This window comes from Rhizobium sp. CF122 (assembly GCF_000282035.1).
Classification (GTDB): Bacteria; Pseudomonadota; Alphaproteobacteria; order Rhizobiales; family Rhizobiaceae; genus Rhizobium.
In genome coordinates this window covers 25,345-36,920 of the sequence record NZ_AKKA01000012.1, presented here as the reverse complement: position 1 = coordinate 36,920, position 11,576 = coordinate 25,345, and the positions used below count along the sequence as shown (strand labels likewise).

9 protein-coding genes and 1 pseudogene are annotated in these 11,576 nt (G+C 61.3%); 8 read left to right on the top strand and 2 right to left on the bottom strand.

Annotation, left to right across the window (positions count from 1 at the left end):
- Together PMI09_RS03735 and PMI09_RS29985 are read right to left on the bottom strand one after the other, a co-directional pair.
- Positions 1–462, bottom strand: a 462-nt coding sequence (locus PMI09_RS03735; RefSeq protein ID WP_244423712.1) for a GGDEF domain-containing protein, incomplete at its 3' end; no start/stop codon positions are given.
- A gap of 460 nt (positions 463–922) precedes the next feature.
- Positions 923–1,090, bottom strand: a pseudogene (locus PMI09_RS29985) (IS3 family transposase); the annotation flags it as partial.
- 515 nt (positions 1,091–1,605) lie between these two features.
- Here PMI09_RS29985 and PMI09_RS03730 point away from each other — a divergent pair.
- The 8 genes from PMI09_RS03730 (at position 1,606) to PMI09_RS03695 (ending at position 11,574) form a co-directional block, all read left to right on the top strand.
- Positions 1,606–2,634: a substrate-binding domain-containing protein gene (locus tag PMI09_RS03730; protein ID WP_007789014.1), complete on the top strand. Its 1,029-nt coding sequence runs from the start codon at positions 1,606–1,608 to the stop codon at positions 2,632–2,634.
- A 198-nt stretch (positions 2,635–2,832) separates the two neighbouring features.
- Positions 2,833–4,359, top strand: coding sequence for a sugar ABC transporter ATP-binding protein (locus PMI09_RS03725; protein WP_007789010.1), 1,527 nt, complete (start codon positions 2,833–2,835; stop codon positions 4,357–4,359).
- A gap of 16 nt (positions 4,360–4,375) precedes the next feature.
- Entirely contained in the window at positions 4,376–5,365 is a 990-nt protein-coding gene (locus PMI09_RS03720; RefSeq protein ID WP_037081824.1) for an ABC transporter permease, read from the top strand.
- 1 nt (position 5,366) lies between these two features.
- Positions 5,367–6,374, top strand: coding sequence for a sugar-binding transcriptional regulator (locus PMI09_RS03715; RefSeq protein WP_007789006.1), 1,008 nt, complete (start codon positions 5,367–5,369; stop codon positions 6,372–6,374).
- A complete protein-coding gene (locus PMI09_RS03710) occupies positions 6,371–7,366 on the top strand; it encodes an aldo/keto reductase (protein ID WP_007789004.1) in 996 nt (331 codons plus the stop codon). The genes PMI09_RS03715 and PMI09_RS03710 overlap by 4 nt, the downstream gene beginning before the upstream one ends.
- A 12-nt stretch (positions 7,367–7,378) precedes the next feature.
- The gene (locus PMI09_RS03705) at positions 7,379–9,127 is read left to right on the top strand and encodes a glycerol-3-phosphate dehydrogenase/oxidase (RefSeq protein WP_007789002.1); all 1,749 of its coding nucleotides are present in this window, start codon (positions 7,379–7,381) and stop codon (positions 9,125–9,127) included.
- Positions 9,100–9,942 (top strand): class I fructose-bisphosphate aldolase, encoded by an 843-nt coding sequence (locus PMI09_RS03700; protein WP_007789000.1) that lies wholly within the window; start codon positions 9,100–9,102, stop codon positions 9,940–9,942. Before PMI09_RS03705 ends, PMI09_RS03700 begins: the two co-directional genes overlap by 28 nt.
- 102 nt (positions 9,943–10,044) lie before the next feature.
- The gene (locus tag PMI09_RS03695; RefSeq protein WP_007788998.1) at positions 10,045–11,574 is read left to right on the top strand and encodes an FGGY-family carbohydrate kinase; all 1,530 of its coding nucleotides are present in this window, start codon (positions 10,045–10,047) and stop codon (positions 11,572–11,574) included.
- The last annotated feature ends 2 nt before the right edge of the window (positions 11,575–11,576 follow it).

Here is an 11,576-nt window from a genome sequence, read left to right as displayed (position 1 = left end):
ATTTTCCATTGTTGCGTTTGGCAGATAGATCCCGACTTCGTCGGAGGCAACGCGGGCGACGAGATCACCATGGCGCACAGAAGAATGGACGATCCAAGCCATCGATTGAAGCAGTGTATCTGCCCATTGCGGTCCATAGCGACGACCGATCTCATCGAAGTTGCCGACCCTGACAACGAGAATGACGCCATCCGGGCTTTCCGCGGTGCTCACGCGCCTGCGGTCTATCGCATGTTCGACGGGGGTCGCAAATGCGTCGGCGCACAGTGTAACTATGATGGGATCCTGGTGGAGGGCGTGCTGAAGTTCTTTCTGGAGATCACGAAGCGCTTTTTTGCGTCGGTGAAGCGCAAATTGCAGCGGAAATGTAACAGCCGCCGATATCAACGCCACAGCCGTTAATTCTACCCAAAACGGACGTTCGGGAACAAGCAGGCTTAACAAGCAAACGACCGCGGTCATCCCAGCCGCCGAGGTAAGGGCGCCGAGCGTTGCGCTCTTGATATGCGCGACGATTGCGGCTGGGCGAAATCGAAATTGCAGGGTCATCGGTTAAACGGAGCTATTGCAGTGATCGCTATATTTGACAGATTCGGCGAAAATAGCAGGTGAATAAATCCGACGGCATTTTAGCTATAGCCACCCAAATTTTTATGGTCACACCAACCCGATCGCGGCCTGAAAGGCCAAGGCCTATGCGCTCGTTCAAGAAACCCATTCGCACCTTCGGCGTTGGCATCCTAAATGTTTGCTCCTAGCACATGAAACCGTGGAGACCCCCGGTTCGATTGACATTGAGGTGAGAAAAAACAAGTCTCTGTGGGCTCAGGCCCCCGCAACCAAATCTAAACACAAAAGCCCGCACGGAGAAATTGAACTGACCCCATAAAGTTGGACGGTTGCTGGGCTATGACACAAGGGACTAAGTTCTGTATTGCACAGGACTCAGTCCTTTCAGTTTCAGCTTGATGCGCTGATGATTGTAGTAGTGGATATAGTCCTTGATGCCGTTCTTCAGGCTCTGGGTGCTTTCGAAACGATTGGGATAGAAGAGCTCGGACTTGAGGGTTGCGAAGAAGCTCTCCATTGCCGGCGGGAAGTTCCTCAGTGATCACCCGTACCATCGTCTTCAACGGCCCGAACGTCAGCGCGTAGAACCCGATGAAGGGCTGCGCCAGCCAGAACGCCCTCGTCTTCAACTCGCCGATGAGCGCGGCCTGCAGTCAGCCCTTAGATCGGCGAGCCGCTGTCCAACCTGCGCGTCAGCAGGTAGCGCGGAACCGGTCCGCCACTGAGAGTATCGGCACCAGCGCGGCCGTTCGCGCCTCGCTGGTGCCGATACTCTCAGTGGCAGCTTTACACTACGTCATACCTGTTGAGCTGCGATATCGGGATGGTGCAGGGATTGCGGCTTGGAATGTATTCAGTCCGTTTCGCTTATCTATGAAATATATTTCATTCAGTGAATTATATTGACATACATTTCGTCTTCGCCTTTATTGTTCTCATCGGACTTCGAGGAGGAAGTTCGGTTTCAACGCGATCAGCGGCGTCGACGTGACGCCCTCAGGCTTTTGGGAGGGGCTTCGGCCTCGAGGAGGAATCTTGCGCAAATTTATCAGCTCGACCGCCATGGTGGTCCTTGCAGCAACGCTTTTTACCGGCACAGCATCCGCGGAAACGGACAATCCGTTCCGCTGCAAGCCTGGTGAAAAATACGTCATGAACGTCATGGTCTCGGGCGTGGAATACTGGTTCCCGGTCTATGAAATGTTCAAGCAGGCAGGCCAGCAGCTCGGCTGCGAAACCGAATATACCGGCACGCCGGAATATGACGTCAACAAGCAGATCGCCACCTTCGACCAGGCTCTGGCCCAGAATCCGGCTGGCATCCTCGTCCATCCGATGAACTCCGATCCGTTCATCGAGCCGATCAACCGCGCCATCGAGCAGGGCACTGCCGTCGTCACGTTTGCCGCCGACTCGCCGCTTTCCAAGCGCGTCTCGTTTATCACCTCGGACAACACCCGCGAAGGCATCTATGCCGCCGACGCAATCGCCGAGAAGCTGGGTGGCAAGGGCGAATATGCAGTTCTGGAAAATCCGGGCCAGGACAATCACGACAAGCGCATCGCGGCCTTCATCGGCCGTATGAAAGAAAAGTGGCCGGACATGAAGCTGGTCGGTCGTGCTGCTTCCAACCAGGACCCGACCAAGGCCTATCAGGGGCTTTCAAGCATCATCCAGGCCAATCCGAATCTCGGCGCGGTCTTCATGCCGGAAGCGAACTCCGCGATCGGCGCCTCACAGGCGTCCAAGGAAAACGGCGGCAAGGTTCTTGTCATGTGCGCCGACGTCAACGCCAACATTCTCGACATGATCAAGGCTGGCGAAGTCTTCGGCTCGATCAACCCGAACCAGGGCATGCAGGGTTACATGGGCTTCATGCTGTTGTGGCTTTCCAAGCATCCGGAACTGATCGACCCGATGAACGACGCCAAGCGCTCGGGCTTCAACCCGATGAGCATCCCGGTGGTCGATAATGGTCTTTCGATCGTCACTGCCGAAAATGCCGACGACTTCTATTGGGATAAGTACCTGAAGCGGCGCGGCACGAAGGGTATCGAGGAGTAAGGGCATCGGCCTTTGCCCCCTTCTCCACGGCGGGGAGAAGGTGGCCCGGAGGGCCGGATGAGGGGGATGGCTGGCTCTGAACTTGCCGCACTCCCCCCTCATCGCTTTGCAAGCGAGGCATTTCTCCCCGCCGGGGAGAAGAGGCAGATTATCACAGCCACCTCGATCCGGGTCCGGCTATGAATAAGGAAAATGAAGATGGCGGAGCCGGTGCTCACCATTCAAGGTATGACCAAGCATTTCGGGGCGATCCGGGCGCTGACGGATGTCAACTTCACGCTCGAGCGCGGCGAAGTCCATGCGCTCTGCGGCGAAAATGGCGCCGGAAAGTCGACGCTGATGAACATCATCGCTGGCGTCCTACAGCCGACCGACGGCGAAATCCGCGTCGATGGAAAACCCATCCGCATCGCTTCACCGGCTGCCGCGCAGGCCCTCGGCATTGGTCTGGTGCATCAGGAAATCGCGCTCTGCCCTGATGCGACGGTGGCCGAGAATATGTTCATGGCCGCGACCAGTCGCCGGCGTTCCCCTTTCATGAATTACGGTGCTCTGGAGCGCGATGCCCAGCGGGTGATGAACCGGCTGGCCGCCATCGACGTCCGCCAGAAGGTCGCGGATCTGCCGATTTCCAGCCAGCAGCTTGTCGAGATCGCCAAGGCGCTGACGCTCGACTGCCGCGTGCTCATTCTGGACGAGCCGACCGCAGCGCTTACCGAAACCGAGGCGCAGCAGCTCTTCTCCATCATCCGCGACCTCAAGGCGAACGGCATCTCGATCATCTATATCAGCCACCGCATGGCCGAGATCTTCAGCCTCTGCGACCGCGTGACCGTCTTTCGTGACGGCCGCTATGTCTGCACCGACAAGATCGACGATATCACGGCCGATGATGTTGTGCGCCGCATGGTTGGCCGCGAGATCACCCAGCTCTATCCGGAAAAGCTCGGGGCCGAAGACGCCTCCAGCGAAACCATCCTCGAAGTGGATGGCCTCGGCGATGGCGCTCGATTCCATGATGTCAGCTTCGATCTGCGCCGGGGTGAAATCCTCGGCATCGGTGGCCTGATCGGCTCCGGCCGCACGGAGATCGCCGAAGGCATTTGCGGGCTTCGCGCACATACGGCAGGCGAAGTCCGCCTGCATGGCAAGCCGCAGGCGATCCGAGCCTATGCGGATGCGGTCAAGACGGGCATCGTCTATCTGTCGGAAGACCGCAAGGGGTCCGGCATCTTTCTCGAAATGTCGATTGCGCAGAACATCTCGGTGCTGAACTTGAAGGCGCTCACTAACCATGCGGGCCTGCTGAACGGCCGTGCCGAGGCGGCGCTGGCGGAGGATTTCGCGCGGCGGCTTGCCGTGCGCATGGGCGGCGTCGAGGCGCCGGTGAAGTCGCTGTCCGGTGGCAACCAGCAGAAGGTGGCGATCGCCAAGCAGCTTGTGGTGAAGCCCAAGGTGATTCTGATGGACGAGCCGACGCGCGGCATCGATGTCGGCGCCAAGACCGAAATCCATCGGCTGCTGCGCGATCTCGCGCGCTCAGGCATCGGCATCGTCGTCATCTCATCGGAAATGCCGGAATTGCTCGGACTTTGCGACCGCGTGCTGGTCGTCCGGGAGGGACGTCTTGCCGGCGAGCTTGGCCCGGAAGACATGACGGAAGAAGCCGTGATCCGTCTTGCATCGGGGATTAGTGCGGCAAGGACGGCATATCATGCCGCGTAAGGAGGGAGAGACGGGAATGGCAATCGACACGATGGCGGCGGACATGCCGAAGACGGGGCACTGGAAACGCATCGGCACCATGCGCGAAGCGGGGTTGATCGCGATCATCCTGACGCTCTGCGTGATCATGAGCTTTGCCTCGCCGCACTTCCTCACGCTCGGCAACTTCCGCGCCATGCTGATGAGCTTTTCGGTGGAAGGCATCGTCGTCGTCGGCATGACAATCCTGCTCATCGTCGGCGGTATCGATCTCGCGGTCGGCTCCGTCGTCTGCTTTGCCATGGTGCTCTCCGGCTCGCTTTTCCTTGCCGGGCTCGATCCGTGGACGGCCTCGCTGATCGGCATTCTCGCCAGCGGCGCCATTGGGGCGATCATGGGGTTCTTCGTGACGGTGGTGGGGCTCAACCACTTCATCACCTCGCTTGCCGGCATGGTGATCGTGCGCGGGCTTTGCCTGGTCATCACCAAGGGCACGCCGCTGTCGCTCTTCACGCTGCCGGCGGGCTTCAAGGTGGTCGGGCAAGGCACCTTCTACGGCGTTCCCTATGTGATCCTGATCTTCGTCGCCGTCGTCATCCTGTTTGATTTCCTGCTGCGCCGGGCAACGGCCTTCCGCAAGGTGTTCTATACCGGCAGCAACGAGAAGGCGGCGCTCTATTCCGGCATCCGCACCAACCAGGTGAAGTTCTGGGTGACGGTTCTGTGCTCGACGCTCGCCGGTGTCGCAGGCGTCATCTATATGTCCCGCTTCGGTGCCGCGACGCCCACTTTCGGCGTCGGCATGGAGCTGAACATCATTGCTGCGGCGGTCATCGGCGGCGCTTCGCTGAACGGCGGCTCGGGTACGATCTTCGGTGCCATCCTCGGCATCGCGCTGCTCTCGGTCGTCACCTCATCGCTGATCCTGCTCGACGTTTCCGTCTATTGGCAGGACATGATCAAAGGCTGCATTCTGCTCGCTGCCGTCTCCATCGACCATTTCCTGCACAAGCGGAAGGCCGCCTGATATGCCGATTGCCAAGCTGAAACCCAAGACAACTGCGCCGCGCGAGGAAATCGTCATCGCGCGCCAGATGCACCAGGCGCTCGTGCTGCACTTTCTCGAAGGTTTGACGCAGTCGCAGATTGCCGACCAGCTCGGCATCTCGCACGCCACCGTGAACCGGTTGATCAAGCGCGGCCGCCAACTCGGCCTCGTCGAAATCAAGATCAAGTCGCCGGTCGAACCGCTGGTGGATATGGAAGAACGCCTGCTGGCACTCGGCGGCATCGGTCGCGCCGTGGTGGTGCCGACCGTTTCCGATAATCCGCAGACGGCGCTGCAAGCGGTTGGGGAGGCGGCGGCACGGCTGCTGCTGGAGGAAATCGCTGATGGCGACACGATCTGCATCACCGGCGGCAAGGGTGTCGGCGCCGTCGTCGCCGGCCTGCAGCCCGCTCGCCGCTTCGATGTCGAGGTGATCCCGGCAACCGGCTGCGTGCAGGGCAAGCACTATACCGACGTCAACCACGTCTCGACCCTGATGGCAGACCGGCTCGGTGGACGCTCCTATCAGATCCATGCGCCGCTCTTTGCCGATGATGCCGAGCAGCGGGACATGCTGATCAATATGCGCGCCGTCGCCGATGTCTTCCAGCGGGCGCGGGAGGCCAAGATTGCGGTGGTCGGCATCGGCTCGATCCTCAGCACAGATTCGACCTATTACGATCTGCACCCCTCCTCCAGCGAGGACCGCAAGGCCATCGAACATTCCGGTGCGAGCGCGGAACTGCTCGCTCATCTGCTCGATGGTGAGGGCCGGGTCTGCGACTACAGTCTCAACCGAGTACTCGTTTCTCTGACGCTGGAAGAGTTCGCCTCGATCCCGACGAAGATCGGCGTGGCAAGCGGCCTCAACAAGGCCAGCTCGATCCTGAGCGTGATGCGAGGCAACCACCTCGATACACTCGTCACCGACGAGGCGACCGGGGCACGCATTCTTGAAATAGCATCCGGGGAAGGGTTTTCGGCATGAGCAGCGAACAGTTGATCCGCGAGATCGGGCGCTCCGGCGTCAAGGCGTCTGCCGTCGGGCTCGGCACCTGGGCGATCGGCGGCTGGATGTGGGGCGGGACCGACGAGGCGCAATCCATAGCCGCCATTCAGGCCTCGCTCGATGCTGGCGTGACCCTCATTGACACGGCTCCGGCCTATGGTCTCGGCCTCTCGGAAGAGATTGTCGGCAAGGCGATTGCCGGGCGCCGCGACAAGGCCGTCATCGCCACCAAATGCGGCCTTGTCTGGCATACGCGCAAGGGCAATCACTTCTTCGATCAGGACGGCAAACCGGTTCACCGCTATCTCGGGCGCGACTCGATCATCCATGAGGTGGAGGAAAGCCTGCGCCGGCTCGGCACGGATTACATCGATCTCTACATCACCCACTGGCAGGACGCGACGACGCAGATCGAGGAGACGGTGCGGGCGCTGGAAGAGCTGAAGGCGGCCGGCAAGATCCGCGCCATCGGCGCCAGTAATGTCGATCGCTCCGAGCTTCAGCAATACATCAGCACCGGATCGCTCGATGCCATCCAGGAGCGGTTCAGCATGATCGATCGCGAGATTGAGGCGGGCCTGTTGCCGCTCACCGTTCAAAATGGCGTGTCGACGCTCAGCTATTCTTCGCTGGCGCTCGGCCTGCTCTCCGGCACCATCGAACCGGACCGCGTCTTTTCGGGTGATGACCAGCGCAACGACAACCCGCGCTTCTCCGTCGCCAACCGGCAGAAGGCGAAGGCGTTTTCCGAGGCGATCCGGCCGGCCGCGGAGCGGCATGAGGCGAGCATCGCGCAGGTGGTGATCGCCTGGACGCTGGCGCAGCCCGGCGTGACCTTTGCCCTCTGTGGCGCGCGAAACCCGGCGCAGGCGCTCGACAATGCGCGGGCCGGAACACTCAGGCTTACTGCGGAAGAACTTTCGGCCATCGACGCGGCGCTGGCTGCGAAACTGGCCAACATGGACGGATAACAGGCTGTCATCATGAACCGTGAAGAGACATTGGACGGGCTCCGCAAGAGCCCGAAGGTGGACGTGTGCGTCCTCGGCGGCGGCATCAACGGGCTCAGCGTCTTTCGTGAGCTTGCGCTACAGGGTGTGAACGTGCTGCTCGTCGAGAGGGGCGATTATTGCTCGGGTGCCAGTGCAGCGCTGTCGCGCATGGTGCATGGCGGCCTGCGCTATCTCGAAAATGGCGAGTTCAGCCTTGTCCGGGAATCGCTGGCTGAGCGTGACCGGTTGCTGCGCAACGCGCCGCATTACGTCGCGCCGCTGCCGACCACCGTTCCGATCTTCGATGTCTTCTCCGGCCTCGGCAACGGCATCGTGCGTTTCCTCGGCCTCACCCGCCGCCCGAGCCGCCGGGGCGCCATCACCATCAAGGCAGGGCTCGGCATCTATGACTTCCTGACCCGCAAGCGCGCATTGATGCCGAAGCATCAGTTTCGCGGTCGTCGCAGCACGCTTGCCAAATGGCCTGCGCTCAATTCCGCGATCCGCAATTCCGCCACCTATTACGACGCCTGGGTCAGTCACCCCGAGCGCATCGGTGTCGAGATCTTGCGCGACGGGCTCTCTGCCGGCCCGAATGCCGCTGCTTTGAATTACGCAACGATCGAGCAAGCCCCGGCCGGAGGTTTCCTCCTGCGCGACCACGTCTCCGGCGAGGTGCTGACGATCAAGCCGTCTCTCATCATCAACGCCACCGGCGGCTGGATCGATATTGCCAACGGCGCGCTCTTTCCAGAGGATGCACGGCCCGCGCCGCTGATGGGCGGTACGAAGGGCTCGCACTTGATCATCGATCATCCCGGCCTGCGCGACATGCTCGACGGCCACATGATCTATTACGAGAACGAGGACGGACGCATCTGTATCCTGTTTCCCTATCTCGGCAAGGTGCTGGTCGGTTCCACGGATATCCGGGTGGACGACCCTGGAACTGTGCGCTGCGAGGCAGACGAACGGGATTATATCCTGCAATCGCTCGCCTTCGTGTTGCCGGGCATCGTCATTCGGCCGGAAGAGATTGTCTTCCAGTTTGCAGGCGTGCGGCCGTTGCCCGCCAGCAACGACAGTTTTACCGGCCGCATTCCGCGCGATCATTTCTGCACGATGCTTGAAGGCAGCAATGGCGGTCCCCCGGTGCTCTGCATGATCGGCGGCAAGTGGACGACTTTCCGTTCCTTCGGGGAACTCGCCGCCGACATGGCGCTGGAACGGCTTGGCTTGCCGCGCCGGCTGGATACAGCCGAACGCACGTTCGGGGGAGGGCGCGGCTTTCCTGATGATCGCGATGACTGGCTGCAGCAACTTTCGGCCACGACTGGCCTTGCCGCCGATCGTGTCGCCACGCTCTTTACACGCTATGGCACCGATGCCGCCGAGATCGCCCGCTTTATTTCCGTGGGTGCGGATCAAGCCTTGCCCCACGCCGGCTACAGCGCCCGCGAACTTATCCATCTCATCCGCTCTGAGGCAGTCGAGCATCTGGATGATCTGCTGCTGCGGCGAACGACGCTGGCCGTCAGCGGCGAGCTTTCGCTTGATGTTGCAGATGTCGCCCTTGCTATCCTCGCCGCCGAGAAGGGCTGGCCGCCCCAGCGCACGGCCGAAGAGCGCGCCCGTTTTCTGACCCTCCTGAACGACCGCCACGGCGTTTCGGAGGAAACCCTTTCCGCGAGGAACGAACAAAGGAGTGAACTATGCGAGACATCAGCAAGGTCCGGATGAACCGGCTGTTCGGCAACGGCCGTTGCCTGGATGTGGCGATCGATCATGGCGTTTGTAACGAGCCGTCTTTTCTCGACGGGCTGGAAGATATGCCGGCCGTTGTGAAGGCGTTGGTCGATGCGAAGCCCGATGCGATCCAGATGAATTACGGCCAGGCCGACCTTCTGCAGGACCTGCCTGGCAAGGACAAGCCGGCGCTGGTCATGCGCATCGACATGGGCAACCCCTACAACCGCTTCCGTCACCGGGATATGTGGGCCGTGCTGCAGAACGAGGCCGAGCCGCTGATCGGCGCGCTGCAGATGGATGCTGCCTGCGTCGTTGTAAATCTGTTCATGCTGCCGGACGAGCCCGATCTCTTCCGCCAGTGCGTCCAGAACATTGCCCGCGTCCGCGCCGACTGCGAGAAATACGGCATGCCGCTGATGATCGAACCGCTGGTGATGCAGCCGGTAACCGAGCGCGGCGGCTATATGGTCGATGGCGATGCTGAGAAGATCGTGACGCTGACGCGACTTGCCCGCGAAATGGGCGCCGATATCGTCAAGGCCGACCCGACGACCAACGCGGAGGACTTCCACCGCGTGGTTGAGGCAGCGCGCTGCCCGGTGCTGGTGCGCGGCGGCGGCAAGGAAGACCTGTCCGCCGTCTTCGCCAAATCCGCCGCCTTGATGCGGCAGGGGGCGATGGGCATGGTCTACGGACGCAATATCTATCAGCATGCCAATCCGAGCGCCGTCGTGCGCGGTCTGATGGCGATCATCCATGAGGACAAGCGTGGCGAGGAGGCGCTTGCGCTTTATCAGCAGGGATGAAGTTGGGTTTCCTCTTCTCCCCGACGGGGAAAAGAGGGTATCGGCGCTGGGCTTTCGGCCGAACCGCGCAAGACTGTCAGAACCTTTTGGGAGGGGTTCGGAATGGAAAAATATCTGTTGGGGCTCGATGCCGGAAACACCGTCATCAAGGCTGTGATCTTCGATCTTAAGGGCAGGGAGGTGACCTATGCCGGAGAGGAGGGCCATAGCCGCATGCCGTGCCCCGGTCATGTGGAGCGCGATCTCGGCGAACTCTGGGCCACTGCCAAACGGGTGATCCGCACCTGCCTCGACAAAGCGGGCATTGCTGCCAAGGATATCGCGGCCATCGGCTGCGCCGGCCATGGTAACGGGCTCTATGCGCTCGATCGCGACGGCCAGCCGCTTCTCGGTATCCAGTCGCTCGATACGCGCGCGATCGGGCTTGTTGAGGAATGGGCGGCCGAAGGGGTCGGCGACCGCACAGTGCCGATCGCTCGCCAGCGCCCCTGGCCCTCCCAAACGCCGACGCTGCTCGCCTGGCTGAAACGCCATCGTCCCGAGCTTTTCCAGCGCATCGGCACGGTGTTCTTCTCCAAGGATTTCGTCGTCAACCGGCTGACGGGAAACCGTGTCAGCGAGGTTTCCGACATGTCCGGCGCCGGCTTGCTGGATCTCGCCGCCCGCCGCTACGACAGAACGCTGATGGCGGCCTACGGGCTTGCCGACAGCATGCATATGCTGCCACCGTTGATCGAAAGCACCGATATCGCAGGGCATGTAACAGAAGATGTGGCGAACGAGACCGGGCTTGCCGCGGGCACGCCGGTTGTTGGCGGGCTGTTCGATGTTGTGGCGTCGGCGCTCGGCTCGGGCGCGTCGCGCACCGGCACCGCCTCGATCATCGCCGGCACCTGGAGCATCAATCAGGTGATCATCGATTGCCCCGACCTTGATGGCCCGGTTTTCATGTCCTCCACCTTCGACCGCAGCCGCTACATGGCGATGGAAAACAGCGCCACGTCGGCCGCCAATCTCGAATGGCTGGTGCGGGAATTCTTCGAGGACGAGCATCAGGAGGGCGTCTCGCCCTTCGACGCGGCTTGCGCGCTCGCGGCTGCGGTCGCGCCGGTTGCGGATGATCCGCTCTATCACCCCTATCTCTATGGCGCCCAGCAGGATGGCCATGCGCGGGCCGGTTTCTATGGCATGGCTGGCTGGCACACCAAGGGGCATCTGATCCGCGCACTTCTGGAAGGTGTCGCCTTCAGTCATCGTCAGCATATCGAGACCATCCGCAAGGCGGGTGCGACCTTCGAGGAGGCGGTGCTCTGCGGCGGTGGCTCGCGCAGCAGGCTCTGGCCGCAGATTTTTGCGGATGTATTGGGGGTTCCCGTCACCGTTGCTGTGTCGCGGGAGACCGGGGCGCTAGGGGCTGCGATTGCGGCCGGGACGGGTGTCGGGTTGTTTGCCGATTTCACCGAAGGAGCCACCGCCATGGTGCGGACCGATCGGCATTATCAGCCCAATGCTGCGCTTTCGGCCCACTACGCCCGTCGTTACGGACTTTACAACGATATCAAAGAGGCGATGACACCGCTGTGGCGGCGGCTTTCGGAGGCGCAAAGTCTCGCAAAAGGAGTTACAGCGTGACC